The following is a 19,637-nucleotide window of genomic DNA, read 5'->3' on the forward strand; positions in this document are numbered from 1 at the left end:
TATTTAATTAATGTTTTATATATTTATATCCTTAAAACAATATCAATTATGAAAAAACTAAATGGAATGAAGAATTTCTCTTCATTAGAAAACAAAAAATTAAATGATTTATCAAAAATCACAGGTGGGTTAATGGCAGAAACAAGTAAGCAGTGGACTTATGAAACAGGAAGTGGAAGCGATACAGGAGTATATGTAGACAATAAGCTAGTTGCTGTTATTACAGAACCTGCCTAAGCAGTACATTTAAACATTTAGAAGCTAAGGAGAGGATTTCTCTTTAGCTTTTTTTGGTTTTATAAGGGTGTCAATTAAAATCTTTTTTAATGAATTATAAAAAAATATGTATTAAGATAAGCGAAGTTATTCTATTAATCAGTTTTTCTTTTTTAACATCCTGTCGAAATAATCAACATGATTATATTGCATATTACAATAGTGTAAATTCTATTGATAGTACCTATAGATTAAAGAATGATACTCTTGCGGCTATAAAAGAATTTAGAAAACTATTCCGGAAATATCAGCCGAGAAATGATGAACGAATGGAAGAATATGAAAATTATATTAAGTTTTCTGATAAATACAATAAAAATTTTGGAGGAAAAAAAAGTCTTTATAAACTTATCCCGTTAGTTGCTCCATACTGGAAGTTCAAACGAGAGAACAAAGATTTTTTTAAGCTATATAAAAAGTATGGTATTGATAGTATAACTGTTGAGCAGAAAGTTACAGAATGGAAAAAGTCTCTAAACAAACAGCTTATTGATTCTTTTAGAATAGCTTTTATCAGGGATCAGGCTAAAGATTCTATAACAGGACAACAATCATTAAAAAATTTCAAGAAAAATGCTGAACTACTAAAATGGACTCTTAATAATTATGGTTATCCGTCTTTGCAAAAAATTGGACTTGAAACAGATGATGGTGTTTTCATGCCAATGTTAGTTTATTTAAATCATATGTCTCAAATAGAAGATTATGAATATTTCAAAACGAAGTTGGTAGACTATGTAAGATCCGGAGATCTCCCACCAAGAGATTATGTAGAAATGGTAGAAAGATATATTCAGATTAATCATTTAAGGCCCGTATATGGCGTGAAAAGTACTGATGAAGAAATCATAAAGGATTCAGCAAATATCAATCGTAATAGAAGGCTTATTGGGCTACAAAGCTTCAAAGTTAGAAGAAAAATAACAAAAGAATTTTTAAAGAATAATTCAAGTAAAAAATGATATTAATAATTTCTGATAATAATGATATTTCTACTACGGATGTAATAAAATGGCTGATAGTACTAGAGAAAAAGTTTATACGTATACATGAGGATGAAATATTTGAAATTAAAATCATCAAAAAAAGATTTTTTTTAGAAAGTTCTTCTAACCGATTTTTTTTAGATGATATAAGCAGTGTTTGGTATAGAAGGGGAGGATTGAATTTTAAGCGTATTCGATATAAAAATAATTCCATTAATATCAACATGAATGAAACCCAGCACTGGCTGGAAGATTATGTAAAGAAAAAACTTGAAACTATAAAACATATCAATAAAGAGAGTAATAGCTTAGTAAATAAACTATTAGTATTAGAAGAAGCAGAAAACGTCGGTTTAGATTTTCCGTCCTATTATCTGGCTGAAAATACTGATGATGTTATTTTAGGAGAAACGATTGTAAAAACTATTGCAGGAAACGCAATGCTTGAATCTTTTTATAAAAATTCTAATGGAATGATGTTCACTTCTGTAGTTGAAGAATTTGAAAATGAAGACTTCTTTCCCACTTTTTTTCAGGAAAAAATTGAAAAGGATTTTGAAATAAGAACATTTTATTTAAATGGTAAATGTTGGTCAATAGCTATCTTTTCACAAAATGATGAGCAGACTAAAGTCGATTTTAGAAATTATAATTATGAAAAGCGTAATAAAAATGTAAGATATAACCTACCAAAAGAGATTGAAGAAAAAGTTCATCAGTTGATGCAGCTTCTTGATCTTAACTGTGGTTCTCTTGATTTTATGAAAAGTGGAGAGAAATACTATTTTTTGGAAGTGAACCCAATAGGGCAATTTGGGTATTTATCTAAAATATGTAATTATTCATTAGAAAAAGAAATAGCAGAATATCTATGATAAACACATTTGGGGAAAAGCATAAACTCCCTTTAACATTTAAAAATATAACGAAATTTGGAAGTAGAACAAATGTAAAACGTAACAGTAATACTGTATATTTTTTAGAATCTAATAAATATAGATCTAATTTTTATTTCCGGGAAAAGCCGTTTAAAGCTCTTACTAGATTACTATGAGATATTTCAATTTATTCAGCAATACTCTAATTACAAGAGGGGCGCAAAGAATACTAATTTCTGATCTGCAAAGGGAAACATCTGAAGTATATCCTTTGGAGTTTTATGATATAATCGAAGAATTAAAAGTAAAGTCTATAGAAGAAATCTCAACACTTTATGATGATGAATCTAAAGAAATTTTTAGCCAATATTTGAATCTACTATTAGATAAAGAATACGGCTTTATTACAGAAAATAATTGGGATAAAAGCTTTCCTCCTATTTCATACGAGTATAACAATCCATCATTTATCAATGATTTATTTATTGAACTCAGTGATATTTCTATTTTGGAAAAATTGAAACAATCTGTAGAAAATTTAGGAATAAAATATTTAGTGATACACAGTAAAAATTATTTCACAATTGAAGATATTATCCGAATTGAACAAACGTTCACAGATTCTGTTTTATCAGGCATTGAAATTTTTTCTCCTTATCATAGTAATATTGACAGAAATTTCATAGAAGAGCTTAATGTAAAAACTATCAGAGTTTATCATTTTACCTTTTACAATTGTAAAAAAAGTCCGTTCAAGGTGAAAGATGAGTTTCGGTTTATTTTAAACTTTATAAAAGACAACATAGACATATCTTCCTGTGGAAAAATTGATATACAATATTTTAACACCAATATTACAAAAGTTCTGGAAGCTTTCAATCATAACTCTTGCTTACATAAAAAAATTGGAATTGACAGTGATGGTAATATAAAAAACTGTCCTTTAATGCTCGAAAGTTTTGGAAACATTCATGATACCAGCTTAGAAAATGTTATCAAAAATCCAGGGTTTAAAAAATACTGGAACATTACTAAAGATCAGATAGAAATATGTAAAGACTGTGAATTCAGGTATATCTGTACTGATTGCAGGGCTTTTACTGAAAAAACACATATAAATAAAGATAGTTTAGATACGTCAAAGCCTTTAAAATGTGGGTACAATCCATATACTGGTATTTGGGAAGATTGGAGTAAAAACCCCCTTAAACAAAAACACTATACAAAATTATGACAATTATTTAATAAAATCTATAAAGTATACATTAATAATAACCTGGTTATCTCGAGGTCTTTAAAATATAATAAGTACAATTAACATCAGAAGTTTTTAGTTCTGGTTTCTATTAATTTTATCAATAGGAAATATTGCGAAACTTGTTTTAGTCTATTACGGAAAAAATATTTATGCAACATTAGCAATTTGGGTTGGAATTTTTGCTTTGTTAGTTGTTTTTCTTATTCTGTTTATTTTAAATTTAGTTTCAGGTAGAAAACAAACTTCAATATTGAATCAATTTATTTTAAAAAGCAGAAAATTGAATGAAATATTAACTTTTAGAAAATAAAATCCTGATATTGCCAGAACACTGGTCTTTATGAAGCTTTTTCTGTCCATGAGCTTTGTTTTTCAAAAAGTATGCTAGATGGGCGGGTGCTTATTTTATTTATTACAGATTATATTTTTTATTACAATTTTAACTTTTATTGTTTCGGAAATTCATAGTTTTACTTATAATTTTAAATTCATGAAAAAATATATAATACTCTTTTTACTGCTTCCACTATGGTTTTTTTCTCAAAAAAAGATGTCAAAGGAAGAGCAAGAGGTACAGAAATTTCAGAAAGAACTGAATGCTGAATATCTCAATCCAAAAAGGACTCCGTTAAGAGGCGATAACTTTAAAAATTTTAAAGGACATCCTTTCTTTCCTTTTGACGCTAAATACAGAGTTACTGCAGAATTTGTTAAGTCAAAAGATACCCAGCCTTTTGAACTTCCAACATCTTCGGGAAAAACAAAAACGTATCAGGAATACGGAAAAGCAACCTTTACACTGGATGGTAAGCCTTATACTGTAACGTTATACCAAAGTCTGGATTTGATCAAACAGGAAAAATACAAAGACTATCTTTTCTTTCCGTTCCGTGATACCACCAATGAAAAGGAAACCTATGGAGGAGGGAAATATATGGATCTTAAAGTTCCGAAAGGAAATACCATTGTACTTGATTTTAATCAATCCTATCATCCTTTCTGTGCTTACAACGCTTATGATTACAATTGTCCCATTGTTCCTGAGGAAAATAAACTTCCCGTGGAAATCCGTGCAGGGGTAATGTATGAAGATATCTACCATCACTAATGCCATGATACATTTAGAATTCTTTAAACATGAAGACCTTTCCGGAGTCAGTTATACTTTGGATGAAAATCAGATGAGGTTTACAGCGACTGCTCAGCAGGCCTTACAAAGCATCAGCGAACGGGATGATGAGGATAACAATATTTGAAAATGATGTACCTGTAGGTTTTTTTGTCCTTGATTTTGGAAAAGATAAATTAGATCTTACGGATAATGAGAATTCAGTTTTACTGCGTTCACTATCTGTGAATCCTCAACTGCAGGGAAAGGGAATTGGAAAAGTTGCTATGCAGGAAGTAGGTACTTTTGTCCAAAATCATTTCAAGACCTGCGATGAGATTGTACTGGCTGTCAACCAGAAAAATGAATCTGCTTACCATATTTATCTTCAGGCAGGATATATTTACGACGGTAAGACCAGAATTGGAAGAAGCGGACCTCAATACCTGATGTACAAAAAACTTTAATAAAATTTTAAAATCATAATTTTTTATCTGCTGATATCTTTCCATAACTTTGAGTAACATCAAATTACAAAACATGGAAATATCACTTCAAAATCAGGTGGCTGTAGTCACAGGAGCTTCCAGTGGAATCGGTTCAGGAATTGCAAAATCATTGGCGGCAGCAGGAGCAACAGTCATTGTTAATCATTCTTCGGAAAGATCTACAGAAGAAGCTAAAGCTGTTTTAAAAGAAATAACGGATGCCGGCGGTAAAGGAATAACCTACCAGTGTGATGTTTCCAAAGAGGATCAGGTTATCAGGATGTTTCAGGATGTTGTTTCTGAATTCCAAACGGTAGATATTCTGGTCAATAATGCAGGCATTCAAAAGGATTCAAAATTCACTGAAATGACTTTGGATCAATGGAATGCGGTCATAGGAGTCAACCTGACCGGACAATTTCTTTGTGCCAGAGAAGCTATTAAAGAATTTCTAAGAAGAGGAATCGATACTTCCCGCTCTGTTGCCTGTGGGAAAATTATTCATATCAGTTCAGTCCATGAGATTATTCCGTGGGCAGGACATGCTAATTATGCTTCCAGTAAAGGGGCTGTAAGAATGCTGATGCAAACCCTTGCTCAAGAATATGGTGCCAACAAGATCCGTGTCAATTCCATTTGTCCCGGGGCTATTCAGACCCCTATTAATAAGAATGCGTGGGATACTCCGGAAGCCCTTAATTCTCTTCTGAACCTTATTCCTTATAACAGAATCGGACAACCGCAGGATATCGGAAACTTAGCTGCGTTCCTTGCCAGTGACCTTGCAGATTATATCACAGGAACAAGCATTTTCGTGGATGGTGGAATGACTACGTTTGAGAGTTTTTCTACCGGAGGATAAAGGAATTCGAAGTTCAAAGTTTAATGTTCAAGGTTTAAAGTTTTTGAGGTTGTTTTTAGAACTTGAAACGGAATTAAATATTACTCACTACTCATAATTATCGTTTATGTCGGAAAAACAGAGAATTTCAGATATTTCATGGAAAAAATGGGGGCCTTATGTCAGTAACCGTGAATGGGGACTTGTTCGTGAGGACTACAGTGAAAACGGAGATGCATGGAATTATACCAATCATGAAACTGCAGAAGCCAAAACTTACCGTTGGGGTGAGGAAGGAATATGTGGCATCTGTGATGATCTCCAGAAGCTTGTATTTTCTTTAGGATTCTGGAATAAGAAAGATAAAATGGTCAAAGAACGATTCTTTGGTCTCACCAATGGTCAGGGAAATCACGGTGAAGATGTGAAAGAATATTATTACTATCTGGATTCCACACCTACCCATTCTTACATGAAAATGCTGTATAAATATCCTCAAAATGCTTTTCCTTATGAACAGCTTGTAAAAATAAATGCGGAAAGGGGAAAGGAGGAAGCTGAATATGAGTTGATTGATACAGGGATTTTTGATCACAATGAATACTTTGACATTTTTATTGAATATGCAAAAGAAAGTCAGAATGATATTCTTGTAAAACTAAAAATATTCAATAAATCTGAAAAAGAAGCGTCTCTCGTAATTCTTCCGACTATTTGGTTCAGAAATACCTGGAACTGGGGATATGATGATTATAAACCACAATTGTCTGCTGAAGATGCAGACCATATTAAAGTCAATCATCAGGATATCGAGGTTAAAAATGTATATGCAAAACAATCTTTAAAAACATTATTTTGTAATAACGAAACCAATAATGAAAGGCTTTACCAGTCTTCTAATGAGTCAAAATACTGTAAAGACGGGATCAATAATTTTGTGATGACGGGAAATTCCCAGTCTGTGAATCCCAAAAATGCAGGAACCAAAGCTTCTTTCTTTATTGATGAAGATTTTAAAGCGGGAGAATCAAAAATATTTGAATTCAGGCTTTCAGATAAAGATATAAGAGAACCTTTTAAAGATTTCGATATTCTTTTTAAACAAAGAGAAAAAGAAGCCGACGAGTTTTATGCAGAAATCCAGAAAGGAATTGCTTCGGAAGATGAAAAACTGGTTCAGAGACAGGCTTTTGCAGGAATGCTTTGGAATAAAATGTTTTACCATTACAATGTAGAAAAATGGCTGAAAGGTGATCCTTCCGAAATGCCTCCACCAAAGTCCCGCGAAACGATAAGAAACTACGACTGGAAGCATCTGAACAATGAGCATATCATTTCAATGCCTGATAAATGGGAATATCCATGGTATGCAACATGGGATCTGGCATTTCATACTATCAGCTTCTCCCTGATAGATCCGGATTTTGCAAAACATCAGCTGAAACTTTTCCTGTTTGAATGGTATATGCATCCCAACGGACAGCTGCCTGCATACGAATGGAACTTAAGTGATGTGAATCCACCTGTACATGCCTGGGCGGTTTTCAGAGTATTTAAAATTGATGAATATTTAAAAGATAAACCCGATCTGGAATTTCTGGAAAGCGCTTTCCAGAAGTTATTGATGAATTTTACCTGGTGGGTTAATAAAAAAGACCTTAATGGCAATAATATCTTTGAAGGAGGATTTCTGGGACTTGATAATATTGGGGTTTTTGACCGGAATTCTGTTTTGCCCAACGGAGAACAGCTGGAGCAGTCCGATGGAACGAGCTGGATGGCTATGTTTGCCCTCAATATGATGAGAATTGCGCTGGAACTGGCTCTTTACAATAAGGTGTATGAAGAGATGGCTATGAAATTCTTTGAACATTTCCTGTCGATTGCCCATTCACTGGATAATATGGGTGATGAGAAATTCAGTCTTTGGGATGAACAGGATGAATTTTTCTATGATGCAATTACTTCCAGCGACGGAACTCATATGTATCTGAAGCTAAGGACTATTGTTGGATTAATTCCAATGTTTGCCGTTGAGGTTATCGATGATGAAATGATTGAAAACCTTCCCAATTTCAAGAAAAGAATGAAATGGGTACTGGATAATAAACCTGAACTGGCTTCTCTGGTTTCAAGATGGGAAGTGAAAGGGCAGGATTCCAAACACCTTTTATCTCTGCTTCGGGGACATCGTTTGAAAAGACTGTTAAACCGAATGTTGAATCCTGAGGAATTTCTCAGTGATTACGGAGTAAGAGCTTTATCCAAAGAATATGAAAGCAATCCTTACACGTTAACGTTGAATGATACGAATTACAGCGTAAAATATACCCCTGCTGAAAGTGATAGCGGCCTTTTTGGAGGAAACAGCAACTGGCGCGGCCCCGTGTGGTTTCCTATCAATTTTCTTATTATTGACAGTCTTCAGCGTTTTTTCTTCTATTACAGCCCGGATTTTTTGGTGGAATATCCTACAGGAAGCGGTAATTATTCTAGCCTGGATCAGATTGCAGATGCCTTAAACAAGAGACTTGCCAAGATATTTTTAATGGATGAAAATGGGAAACGACCAGTTCATGGGCAGTATGAAAGGTTTCAGACCGATCCTGATTTTAAAGATTATATTTTGTTCTATGAATATTTTCACGGAGACAACGGCCGTGGAGTAGGAGCTTCTCATCAGACTGGCTGGACAGGACTTATTGCTAAGATCCTTCAACCTAGATTTTCCAAAAAAGAAATGGCAGAATCCGAAACAGAAATGCCGGAAGATATTGGAAAAACAACAGGGAAGGAATAATATTATTTATTCAAATATCTGCTGTATGATTTCCAAAGAGGCTGGAGTTTTGAAATCCGTGATGTGGTAATGATAGTATACTAAAAGACTGTCAAGGAAATCTTTTCTCAAGGAGGAATGGATTTTTGTGGCATAAAAATCTTCTGCACAAAGAGCTTCTTTCCATAGCATTGAAATTTCTTCATTGAAGAGCTGGTGACTTATTCCCAGTGAAAAAGTTCCGGTTTCCGGATCTAAAAACCTGCCTTCGCTCAATAAGGGTGCAACACCCTGAATTTTTAAAAAAGCCAGCAAAAACAGAAGATGCGCCTGATAATTTTTATTAGTCAGCTCGCAGATTAAATGATCAATACAGGAATAGATAGGAATATTTTTATTCTCATGTTTAAGAATATGGCTCAGAAAATCTGAGATAAAGAAAATAACGGTATTGACCTTGATGTCTGTATAAATATCATTGTTTTTTACCAGTTCAAACTTTGAAACAGACGGAATACCGTTGCCACGTGATGGATTTACAGAAAAATTGAGCTGGCTCAACGGTTGAAGCAAGGCTTTCTTTTTATTCTTTTTGGAATAAATTCCCTTTAGAAAATAGCTCTGAAAACCTTCTTCTTCTGTAAAACAATGCAATACAGCATCATTTTCTCCATATTTGATAAATGAAAGTAAAAAACCGTTTTGTGAATTCATTAATTAACCACTCCTATTTTAGCGGTAGCTTTATCAGATCCGTCTTCATTCGTCATCAGGACAAAATAAATCCCTGAAGCTACTCTTGTTCCTTTCTGATTATTGAGATCCCATTCATAATATCCACCTCTTGCGACTGCAGAGTGAACTACATTACCTGCGGCATCTACAATTCTTATATTGGTTTTTTCTGCAAGACCTTTAATGGTTACTTTTCCTTTGAAATTAGAATAAACAACAGGGTTTGGATATACTACCACATCACCGAAATTGGAAGTTACATCTGCAACATCTCCCTGATACGTTACAATACCATTATATGTTACAAAATATACCTTACCTGTTTTTTTATCAACTTTTATATCGGTAACACTATTCGTAGGAAGAGGGGAATTTTCTTTTGTAAAATGCTTTATAGTTCTCTGACCGTCGGCGGAGAGGTAATAAACACCACCACCATCAACAGATACCCACTTATAGTCACCTGCATCTACTGCAATCTGAAGAATTGCGGATTCTCTGAAAAGCTCTTCCCCCAAACCATTCTGCTCTATAACTATAGGCTCTACTTTTGGCTGGGCGCTTTTTATTTCTGTTGCTGCGTTAGACATAATTCTTAGTCCTCCATCTGTACCGATCCAGGCATCTCCAGACTTATCAAATGCTACCGATAAAATACCTCCTGAACTGTTAAATCCATTAGCCGTTCCCAGAATATAATCATTGTCATCAGAAAGATTAGTGGCATTTTTATAGTCATATACCCAGAAATTGTTAGATCTTGGCAGCGGAGTCCACAACATATTTTCGTGGAAAACCGGTTTTTGAGTACCATCACTGGCCAGAACTATTTTCTTGATAACAAAATCATCTGCTGCTTTATCATAAATTCCCATAGAAGGATTCCCATCATTGAAACCAAAAGAAACAAAAAGATTACTCTGAGAATCTGTGGCAAAACCTACAGGACGTCTGAAATATGGCTGTGCTCCAAGATTATAATATTTTACCAGTTCAAAATCTTTGCTGGTAGCATTGTACTTCATTCTGTATACACCATTATCAAACATCGTATAATTGGTGAAAAATACTTCATTATTACTAACAGGACTTAATGTAGCATCCAGTACATTGATGGACTGTGGGTTATTAATAAAAAAAGAAGGATAAATCCATTCTGTACCGGTGAAATAATAAAATCCTGGTTTTTTAGGATTGCTAACCGGTTCGTTATAATTATTAGCTCTTGCTCCGGTAGACACCAGAAGCTGGTTGTTATCAAAAAGATTAATGTTGTAAGCAAAATTGAAGTAAGGGCCGGAAGGTTTAAAAGTATTGTTACCTTCATCCTTAATTCCCGATAATACCGTTCCTCCTAAAATCTTTCCGCCAGCTGTTAATGCAGTATTACATTCTTCACCAAGACTTACCGCATTTTGCGATACTCCATTGATTCCATAGGTGTATACTCTGTTATCTGTAACCACAATACTATTTGAAGTCATGACAACATCCCTGATTTTTTCAAAAGTTGTAGGAAGCTGTGTCGGGTTACCATTATTATAAATATAAGCAGCTGTAGCCGTTGAGTAAACCAATTCTGATTCTGAATCTATATGTTTGAAAGCTCCCGGAACTTCCGTTGTCCATGTAGAATATACGGGAAACGTAGTATTCATTTGATGGCTTTTCAATCCTGTATCCGTTACAGAATATACTTTATTCCCGAATATCGTAGCTTCATTACTTGCCTGATAAACACCACCAGAAAGGAAAAATGCAGAGTCACCAAACTCTTTATTCTGAAGGTTGAATATGGAAACACCGTACCCAACAGAAATGACAGCCTGATTTCCGGTTATCGAAATGTGGTTAATCTTTTTATCTCCATTATATCCTGTAGCAATAGGAATATCAACAATATATTTGATCTCCTGTGGTGTAATAACATCCATAGATCCGTTTTCATAACCGATAAGCCCTGTTTTAGTCTGCGGATTGTAATCGAAAGCAGTAATTCCGATGTTGTGCAGGCCATTGGCTTTGGATAACTTCGTAATTTCTCCTGTTGATATTGTATAATAGAATATTCCGTTTTGAGTGGCTGCAATGATTTTTCCATTGTCTTCTTTCATGGCTAAGACATTATTGTAGGAAAACAGATCTGCCCACTTTTTGGATGAAATAACCTGAGCTTTTGTCAGCTGCAGGGATGCTAAAATACCAAGAGAAATTATAGAGAGTTTTTTCATATTATGCGGTTATGCTGCTATCTATCACCTGATTGTTCCAGGAAATATGCTGTACGTTTTTGTTTGTATCAAAATAAAAATCTATTCTACCTAAAAGAAGACCTGCCCATCCCACCTGATTAACAAGGACATTTTTGCCCTGTCTGTTGGTAAAGGTCTGAGGTTCCGGTAAGAATGTATGAGTATGGCCTCCTAAAATAATATCAATATTTTCTGTATTGGCCGCTAAAATTTTATCACTTATTTTATCAGGTTCATCTTTGTAATCATAGCCGATGTGCGAAAGACAAATCACAAGATCACATTTCTTCTCTTTCTTCAGAAAATTTGAATAATGCTGTGCTACATCAATGGGGTTGGAGTAAACGGTTTCTCCGTACTGTTTTTTGCCTACAAGGCCATCCAGCTGGATTCCCACTCCGAAAATTCCTACTTTGATGCCATTCTTATTGAATATCTGGTAGGGAGAAGTTTTCCCGTCAAGAACAGTGTTTGTAAAATCATAATTGGAACAGATAAAAGGAAACTTCGCATTAGGAAGTACTTTTAAAAATCCATCAAGTCCATTATCGAAATCATGATTTCCCATGGTAGAGGCGTCATATTTCATCATAGACATTAATTTGAACTCCAGTTCTCCTCCGAAGAAATTAAAATAAGGAGTTCCCTGGAAAATATCTCCGGAATCAAGAAGAAGAACATTACTTTCCTGACTTCTGATCTGTTGGATTAAGCTTGCCCTTCTTGCAAAACCTCCCTGATTAGGATTTTTGGTATAGCTCGCGTCAAAAGGTTCTATTCTGCTATGTTGGTCATTGGTATGAAGAATAGTCAGTTTGTTTGCAGATTGTAAATTAAGGATTTTTAATTCCTCCGCCATCATCATATTGGGAGCCAAAGCCATTGCTAAAGATCCGCCTCCTATTGCTTTTAAAAAACTTTTTCTATCCATTATTACTTCCCGATAAAATTTAAACGAACATCCGAATTGACCACCACTTCAGGTGATTTTTTAAAATAATCGATAAATAAATCTCTCATTTTAATTCCTGTTGCAATGGATTCTCCTTTAGCAAAGAATTTCATATTGTCTCCTCCCAATGCAAGATAGTCTGAAGTCGCAATATAATAATCTTTAGCAGGATCTACTGTATTACCATTGATTAAGGCTTTGGTTACCTGTCCGTTTTTTGTTTCAATGTATAAATGAGAAACAGGATTGTTGACCTGCGTTTTTGCATAATACTCAAAAAGCCCCTGTAAATCTGCTCCCTTCATTTTCACAATCACTACTTCATTTTCGAAAGGCATTACTTCAAATACATTTTTAAGTAAAATATCTCCTTTTCCGATAGTGGTTCGGATTCCTCCGATATTGATCAATGCAGCGTCTACGTTTTGCTTAAGATGAGTTTTGATCCATTCATTACCTCCTTCAAACGTATAGTCAGCTAAAAGATTACCCAGATTGCTGTTATCGCCCTGTTTGGTAAGATCCACATTGGTGTGTGAGATCTTCTGGTTCATTTCTTTATCCAGTTTCTGCTTATACGGTTCGATAAATTTTACAAACTCCTCATCATTCTTTAGCTCATTATTAATAGAAATATTTTTCTGGGTCTTTACATTCACAAGCTGCGGCACAGAAGCCGTTTTGCATGCAGTAAGCGACACCAGAGCAATTCCTAATAACAAGAATTTATTTTTCATAATCTCTTTTAGTATATGCAAATATAACTATATGTATAATAAAACATTATTATTTATTACAAATTCTTACTGTAAATTATTAAATTTGGCAAAAATAATTCTAACAGATGAGCATTTTAAAAGGAGTAGGTGTTGCATTGGTAACGCCCTTTAATGAAGATTTATCCGTTGACTTCGACAGTTTAACAAAACTGGTGGAGTACAATATCGAAAACGGAACCAATTATTTAGTTGTATTGGGAACAACGGCAGAAGCCGCAACGCTTTCTGCAGAGGAGAAGAAACAGGTAATTGAGCACATCATTAAGGTGAATAATAAACGTCTTCCTTTAGTTTTGGGAATTGGCGGCAACGATACTCTTGAGGTCAAGAAACAGATTGAAGAAGCAGATCTTTCTGCGTTTGAAGCCGTACTTTCAGTATCTCCATATTATAATAAACCGAACCAGGAAGGTCTTTATCAACATTATAAAGCTTTAGCTTCCACAGGAAAAAATATTATTATTTATAACGTTCCGTCAAGAACAGGGCAAAATGTAGAAGCAGAGACTACGCTTCGTCTTGCAAAGGAATTTCCTAACTTATTCCTGATTAAGGAGGCTTCTCCTAACATTCTTCAGTATTTTGATATTCTGAGAAAGAAACCTGAAGGATTTTCTTTAGTTTCTGGAGATGATGAATATACATTACCTGTAACATTAGCTGGTGGAGATGGTGTAATTTCCGTAATCGGACAGGCGTATCCTAAAGAGTTTTCAACAATGGTACAGCTGGCTTTTGAGGGTAAAGTAAAGGAAGCTTATGAAATTCATAACAAACTGGTAGATATTACCCGTTTGATTTTTGCTGAAGGTAATCCTTGTGGTATTAAAGTAATCCTGACCGAAAAAGGAATCATCAAAAATTATCTGAGACTTCCTTTGGTAAAGGCTTCAGAAGGTCTTCATGCAAAAATTAAAGCTGAAATGGCTACAATTTAATAATGAACCGGCAAAATGAATTTTAATTATGTTAAAACTCATGAGTCATCATTGAACAATATAAAGGGTGAAAAGCTTAGGCTTTTCACTTTTTTTAATCATCATAATACAACCAATCATGAAATTACAACAGGCAACAGCTGCAGACATCCCGTTGATTCAGGATCTTGCAAGACGATCATGGGAAAATGCCTATGCAGACATTCTTTCTAAAGAACAAATGGAGTTTATGCTCGCAGAAATGTATTCTGAAAATGAAATTTTACACCATTTTCAAAATCCGTATTATCATTATTATCTTATTCAGGATGAAAATAATAATACTTTTGAAGGCTTTATCGGATATGAGCACAACTATGCAGAGAAAACCACCAAACTGCACAGAATTTATCTGGTTCCTGAGAGTAAAGGAAAAGGATTTGGGAAAGGAGCACTTCAGTTTCTGAATGAGAAAGTTTCTGAAAACGGAAACAACAGAATTATCCTGAATGTCAATAAATACAATTCAGCCAGAAACTTCTACGAATCCCAGGGATATAAAGTGTATGACGAAGGTGTTTTTGATATTGGTAACGGTTTTGTGATGGATGATTTTCTTATGGAATATCTAATTCACAGATAAATGACTTAAAATTTTGTAACTTTATCCTGTAATTCTATAACAAGTGATTTCTTTTTTTGATTCATCTTTGCTTCAGAACCAAATCACTTATACAATACATTCATATGCTTGGTTTTGAGCTGAAAAGCTTTTTATCAGTATATTTTTTTCATCCTTAGTGTTTAAATTCCTGTATTCTAAAATACAGGAGTTTTTTCGTATATATGGTAAAATATTAAAAATATACACCTATTTCACATTTACTTGAAATAAATTATTATATTTACTAAATAATATTGGCTTATATATACTAGGATGAAAATGTATGTTAAATTTGATTTCAATGCTCTTTGTAAAAAGGTATTGGACGAGAAACTTAAAGAACACGGGCTGAAGTACAGATTACTGAACTTCGGTGAAGTGGAATTCTATGAGCCCCTTACACAAGAACAGCACAATCTTTTTAAGAAAAATCTTGAAGATTATGGTATCGAGATCATAGAAAGCCAAAAAAGTGCACTGGTACAGAAAATAAAAGATGCTATTGTAGAGCTTGTATTTTCGGATGAAATTATACCGGTAAAAGCCTCCATCTATATTTCTGAGAAGCTGAATCACAGCTATGGTTATCTTTCCAATCTTTTTTCAGAAGTTGCTTTTACCTCTATTGAGAATTTTATTATTCTGCAAAAGATTGAGCATGCAAAAGCCCTGATCATAAGAAACAAACAAAGCCTTACAGAAATTGCCCATAAGCTGAACTATTCCAGTGTGGCGCATTTAAGCACCCAGTTCAAAAATACAACAGGAATCACTCCATCCCAGTTTCAAAAAATTATTGGCAAACGAAGAAGAGTACAAAGCACTGTAATAAACCATAAAATGCAGTATGAATAAAGAATTTCTGAACGTAATAGTAGCAGATAACGATGAAAACACTTTGATTTTTTTTAAAAATATTCTGAAGGAGTTGAAGATCTCTATAAAAGTTCAATGTTTCAGTAACGGGAACAGCCTGATGGAATACCTGAATAATGATGATGCTGTAATTCCGGAACTTGTTTTTATAAATTATATGATTCCCGGAAAAGAGAGTATGGAATGCCTGGAAGATATTGGTTCGAATTCAAAATTCAACAATATGGTGACGGCCATTTTTTCTGACCCTATTCCGGAAAATGAAGTAGAAGATATTTTTGTGAAAGGTGCGCATATTTTTATGAAAAAACCTGACTGTTTTGAGAAGCTCAGAAAGGTACTTACGGAAGTTATTACCATCAACTGGCAGTATCACACTTCGGGTTTGAATAAAGATAATTTAATTCTGAAAGTATGATGAATAAAGGATTTATTAATTTAATATTAATAATTTAAAAATCGTATTTATTGCATACTATTCACAAATAGGTGAAAATTTTATAACTAATCATTAAAATAATATAAAAGGCATCTGAATTAATATACGGACATTTGTAAAAGTAAACTCAGACACAAATTTATTATATAGTACAAGATACAGATGAATGAGAAGTAATTGTTTCTAAAAATAAAAAAATTATATAAATCACGATGTTAGTTAAACAAAATGGATTATACTAATTTTCCAATTATAAAGCACAGAAGATCTTTAAACAAAACGGTACAATCATGAAAACTCAATAAGTAGTTGGAGATATTTTTATTCGTTTCATTCCCTCATCTCCACCGAAACACAGTTAGTTTTTATAATAAGCAAGTTGGAAAAAATAATTCATTTTGTTTTTTATAATTTATTTTAATAGTTATGGTTTTAGCTCATTATTATATTGTTATATAAATATTTTCACACCACATCACAAAATATTAAGCCTGAACTATTAAAATAAATTTTTTTTGGACATACCAAAAGTAATTTCTTCTAAATAACAGTTTTATAAGGGGGCCGCAGGAAGTTTTTTTCTGCGGTTTTTTTATGATATTTTACTCCACTTATTTTTTCCTTTGTAGTATCTGATATAATAATTTTTGATGATCAGATTGTCGGGTCTTAATAGCATAGGATCAGCTTCCAGTATTCTTTCTACCATATTTTTTGTTGTTTTGATGATCGCAGAATCATTAATGAGATCCAGTCTCTTAAAATCTACCACACCACTTTGCTGGGTTCCCAGTATATCTCCGGGACCGCGAAGCTGCATATCTACCTCAGAAATTTTAAAACCATCATTGGTTTCAGTCATTGTTTTAATACGTGTTCGGCTTTCTTTTGATAATTTATCGGAAGTCATCAGGATACAGTAACTTTGTTCAGCACCTCTTCCTACACGTCCTCTGAGCTGGTGAAGCTGTGATAGTCCGAACCTTTCAGAACTTTCAATCACCATTACCGAAGCATTCGGAACGTTTACCCCAACTTCAATTACTGTGGTTGCAACCATTATTTCAGCTTTTCCTGAAGCAAAATAAGCCATGGCAGCATCTTTTTCATCCGGTTTCATTTTCCCATGAAGCATTGTCACATTGTATTCGGAGAAAAAATCCATCACATGCTCCAAACCTTCCATAAGGTTTTTATAATCCAGGGTTTCTGATTCTTCGATGAGAGGATATACGAAATAAACCTGTCTTCCTTTTTTTATTTCATCTTTACAAAAGTTATAGACATACAGTCTGTCTTTTTCCCGGCGGTGCGCTGTGATAATAGGTTTTCTCCCCACTGGCATCTCGTCAATCACGGAAACATCCAGATCAGAATAAAAACTCATGGCCAGAGTTCTTGGAATTGGTGTGGCGGTCATTACCAGAATGTGTGGCGGAATCTTATTTTTAGCCCAGAGTTTAGCCCTTTGAGCAACCCCGAATCTATGCTGCTCATCAATAATGGCTAATCCCAGATTTTTAAATTTAACCTTATCTTCTAAAACGGCATGAGTTCCTACCAAAATAGAAAGAGTCCCATTTTCCAGTTCTTCATGGATAATTCTTCTTTCTGCTGCTTTGGTAGAGCCAGTGAGAAGGCGGATATTGATTCCTGTTTTTTCCAACAGTTCTTTAATACCATTGTAATGCTGTTGGGCCAGAATTTCAGTAGGAGCCATCAGGCAGCTCTGAAACCCATTGTCCATTGCGATAAGCATGGTAAGAAGGGCAACCATTGTTTTTCCTGATCCTACATCTCCCTGTAAAAGCCTGTTCATCTGAATCGGCCTTTTCATGTCCATTCTTATTTCCTTTAAAACCCTTTTCTGTGCATTGGTAAGCTCAAAAGGAAGATGGTTTTCATAAAAATCATTGAAGTGATCTCCAATAATAGGGAAAGGATTACCCTGGGATTGTGTTTTATGATGAAGTTTCTTTAAGCCATATCCTAACTGAAAGAAAAACGATTCTTCAAATTTCAGTCTGTAATCTGCTTTATCAAAATGCTCCTGATCTTTTGGAAAATGTACATTCAGAAAAGCATGCTGCCTAGACATGAATTTAAAGGTTTTCATCAGATATTCCGGAAAATTTTCTTCAATAAGACTCGGAATCTCTCTGCAGATATTTCTTAAAGCATTCTGGAAAAATCGTTGATTTAACCCTCTTTTGGTTAGTTTTTCAGAACTTGGATAAATAGGTTTAAGGCGGGTATCTCCTTCTTTTTTTTCTTCTGCTTCAATTTCCGGATGCGGCATGGAAAACTGGCGGTTGAAAACATTGATCTTTCCGAAGATATAAACTTCCCTGTTGATCGGAAGCTGTTCTTTCAACCATTTGGAATATTGAAACCAAACCAGATCTATACTACCTGTTTCATCATTGAACTTTGCAGATAATCGCTTGGTTTTACCGGTCTGAATTTCCTGTACCTGAGTAATTCTTCCCTTCAGCTGTATTTCCTGACTGGTCTCGTCTCTAAGCTGAGAAACAGTATAGATTTTACTTTTGTCCAGATAACGGATAGGGTAGAAATTCAACATATCTTCTACAGTAGATAAGCCCAACACACTTTTGATGAGTTTAGCTCTTTCCGGACCTATTCCTTTTACATATTCTATGGAGGTTTCGAGATTCATTTTCAGGTTTCAGGATACTGTTTTTCGAATTTTTTGATCCTTATTTCGGATGATAAAAAATAAAGGTTCGAATTTCGGTAAAATAAAAAAGACTTCCAAAAAATTGGAAGCCTCTATAGTGAATTTTTAGCATTGAAACACAAAATCCTGTTTCAAAGTTCTGAATTAATCTTTTATTTTAGATTTGAATTTTTTCTGGTAATCCTCCCATTGTTCTCTGGTTTTAATCTTTTTAAACAAATCTTTGGAGATCAGTTCCAGATAAGGTTCCAGTTCTTTGGCAGACAATTCTCCCTGAAGAATGGTGATGGGATCGCCATGCTCGTCCAGAAATACCGTACTTGGAACAGCCCCTACATTCATATACTGGGTAAACTCATGAAGAGAATTTTTTCCCTTTTTATGTTCAGAATTAGGATTGGAAAATGTTCTTCCGAAAATTTCAATACTCTTTTTTTCTTCCGCATTAAACTTTACAGGATAATAATTATCATTTAAAACCTGAGCCAGTACAGGGTGGCCGTATGTTTTTTTATCCATGATTTTACACGGACCACACCAGTCTGCGTAGAAATCAATTAATATTTTTTTGGGACTTTCCTTTTGGGCTTTTAAAGCTTCTTCAATGGTCATCCACTTTACTTGGGCAAAACTAAAATTTAATAAAAATAAGAGTGTTATGCTTAAAATTTTCTTCATATTGTGATATTTGGATAAAAATAAGCATAA

Annotated in this window: 19 protein-coding genes; 13 read left to right on the top strand and 6 right to left on the bottom strand. The window is 34.1% G+C overall.

Annotated elements, in window-relative coordinates; genetic code table 11:
* Positions 1 to 48: 48 nt before the first annotated feature.
* The 9 genes from RHP76_RS19590 (at position 49) to RHP76_RS19630 (ending at position 8,635) form a co-directional block, all read left to right on the top strand.
* Positions 49 to 237 (top strand): grasp-with-spasm system A modified peptide, encoded by a 189-nt coding sequence (locus RHP76_RS19590; protein ID WP_277115577.1) that lies wholly within the window; start codon positions 49 to 51, stop codon positions 235 to 237.
* An 89-nt stretch (positions 238 to 326) separates the two neighbouring features.
* Complete coding sequence (locus tag RHP76_RS19595) at positions 327 to 1,238, top strand: hypothetical protein (RefSeq protein ID WP_311228850.1); 912 nt, start codon at positions 327 to 329, stop codon at positions 1,236 to 1,238.
* Positions 1,235 to 2,137, top strand: a complete 903-nt coding sequence (gene gwsG, locus RHP76_RS19600) for a grasp-with-spasm system ATP-grasp peptide maturase (protein ID WP_311228851.1) — start codon at positions 1,235 to 1,237, stop codon at positions 2,135 to 2,137. Before RHP76_RS19595 ends, gwsG begins: the two co-directional genes overlap by 4 nt.
* A gap of 175 nt (positions 2,138 to 2,312) precedes the next feature.
* Positions 2,313 to 3,374: a grasp-with-spasm system SPASM domain peptide maturase gene (gwsS, locus tag RHP76_RS19605; protein WP_277115573.1), complete on the top strand. Its 1,062-nt coding sequence runs from the start codon at positions 2,313 to 2,315 to the stop codon at positions 3,372 to 3,374.
* A gap of 574 nt (positions 3,375 to 3,948) precedes the next feature.
* Complete coding sequence (locus RHP76_RS19610) at positions 3,949 to 4,506, top strand: DUF1684 domain-containing protein (protein WP_311228852.1); 558 nt, start codon at positions 3,949 to 3,951, stop codon at positions 4,504 to 4,506.
* 4 nt (positions 4,507 to 4,510) lie between these two features.
* Complete coding sequence (locus tag RHP76_RS19615) at positions 4,511 to 4,654, top strand: hypothetical protein (RefSeq protein WP_311228853.1); 144 nt, start codon at positions 4,511 to 4,513, stop codon at positions 4,652 to 4,654.
* Positions 4,632 to 4,973, top strand: coding sequence for a GNAT family N-acetyltransferase (locus RHP76_RS19620; RefSeq protein ID WP_311228854.1), 342 nt, complete (start codon positions 4,632 to 4,634; stop codon positions 4,971 to 4,973). Before RHP76_RS19615 ends, RHP76_RS19620 begins: the two co-directional genes overlap by 23 nt.
* A 73-nt stretch (positions 4,974 to 5,046) precedes the next feature.
* Positions 5,047 to 5,856: a glucose 1-dehydrogenase gene (locus RHP76_RS19625; protein ID WP_062675505.1), complete on the top strand. Its 810-nt coding sequence runs from the start codon at positions 5,047 to 5,049 to the stop codon at positions 5,854 to 5,856.
* 106 nt (positions 5,857 to 5,962) lie between these two features.
* On the top strand, positions 5,963 to 8,635 hold the full coding sequence (locus RHP76_RS19630) for an MGH1-like glycoside hydrolase domain-containing protein (protein ID WP_311228855.1): 2,673 nt from the start codon (positions 5,963 to 5,965) through the stop codon (positions 8,633 to 8,635).
* Positions 8,636 to 8,641: 6 nt separating this feature from the next.
* On the opposite strand, the gene recO is transcribed toward RHP76_RS19630, so the two are convergent.
* From recO to RHP76_RS19650, 4 genes are read right to left on the bottom strand one after another with little or no spacing between them, the layout of a single operon-like run.
* Entirely contained in the window at positions 8,642 to 9,328 is a 687-nt protein-coding gene (gene recO, locus RHP76_RS19635; protein ID WP_120233432.1) for a DNA repair protein RecO, read from the bottom strand.
* Entirely contained in the window at positions 9,328 to 11,580 is a 2,253-nt protein-coding gene (locus RHP76_RS19640; protein WP_120233433.1) for a type IX secretion system anionic LPS delivery protein PorZ, read from the bottom strand. The genes recO and RHP76_RS19640 overlap by 1 nt, the downstream gene beginning before the upstream one ends.
* 1 nt (position 11,581) lies before the next feature.
* On the bottom strand, positions 11,582 to 12,532 hold the full coding sequence (locus RHP76_RS19645; RefSeq protein WP_311228856.1) for a bifunctional metallophosphatase/5'-nucleotidase: 951 nt from the start codon (positions 12,530 to 12,532) through the stop codon (positions 11,582 to 11,584).
* Between the two features lie 2 nt (positions 12,533 to 12,534).
* Positions 12,535 to 13,290 carry a 5'-nucleotidase C-terminal domain-containing protein gene (locus RHP76_RS19650; protein ID WP_062675501.1) on the bottom strand — a complete coding sequence of 252 codons (756 nt, stop codon included), beginning with the start codon at positions 13,288 to 13,290 and terminating at the stop codon, positions 12,535 to 12,537.
* Positions 13,291 to 13,397: 107 nt separating this feature from the next.
* Here RHP76_RS19650 and dapA point away from each other — a divergent pair, with 107 nt between their 5' ends.
* The 4 genes from dapA to RHP76_RS19670 all read left to right on the top strand — a co-directional run bounded on the left by dapA (position 13,398) and on the right by RHP76_RS19670 (position 16,207).
* Positions 13,398 to 14,270, top strand: coding sequence for a 4-hydroxy-tetrahydrodipicolinate synthase (gene dapA, locus RHP76_RS19655; protein ID WP_120233434.1), 873 nt, complete (start codon positions 13,398 to 13,400; stop codon positions 14,268 to 14,270).
* A gap of 118 nt (positions 14,271 to 14,388) precedes the next feature.
* Positions 14,389 to 14,892: a GNAT family N-acetyltransferase gene (locus tag RHP76_RS19660; protein ID WP_062675499.1), complete on the top strand. Its 504-nt coding sequence runs from the start codon at positions 14,389 to 14,391 to the stop codon at positions 14,890 to 14,892.
* A 294-nt stretch (positions 14,893 to 15,186) separates the two neighbouring features.
* The gene (locus RHP76_RS19665) at positions 15,187 to 15,768 is read left to right on the top strand and encodes a helix-turn-helix domain-containing protein (RefSeq protein ID WP_062675498.1); all 582 of its coding nucleotides are present in this window, start codon (positions 15,187 to 15,189) and stop codon (positions 15,766 to 15,768) included.
* Positions 15,761 to 16,207, top strand: a complete 447-nt coding sequence (locus RHP76_RS19670; protein ID WP_062675497.1) for a response regulator — start codon at positions 15,761 to 15,763, stop codon at positions 16,205 to 16,207. Before RHP76_RS19665 ends, RHP76_RS19670 begins: the two co-directional genes overlap by 8 nt.
* Positions 16,208 to 16,820: 613 nt before the next feature.
* On the opposite strand, the gene recG is transcribed toward RHP76_RS19670, so the two are convergent.
* Positions 16,821 to 18,908: an ATP-dependent DNA helicase RecG gene (gene recG / locus RHP76_RS19675; protein ID WP_311228857.1), complete on the bottom strand. Its 2,088-nt coding sequence runs from the start codon at positions 18,906 to 18,908 to the stop codon at positions 16,821 to 16,823.
* 165 nt (positions 18,909 to 19,073) lie between these two features.
* On the bottom strand, positions 19,074 to 19,607 hold the full coding sequence (locus RHP76_RS19680; RefSeq protein ID WP_120233436.1) for a thioredoxin family protein: 534 nt from the start codon (positions 19,605 to 19,607) through the stop codon (positions 19,074 to 19,076).
* Between the last annotated feature and the right edge of the window lie 30 nt (positions 19,608 to 19,637).

It is taken from the genome of Chryseobacterium sp. SG20098, assembly GCF_031844745.1.
Lineage (GTDB): Bacteria > Bacteroidota > Bacteroidia > Flavobacteriales > Weeksellaceae > Chryseobacterium > Chryseobacterium cucumeris.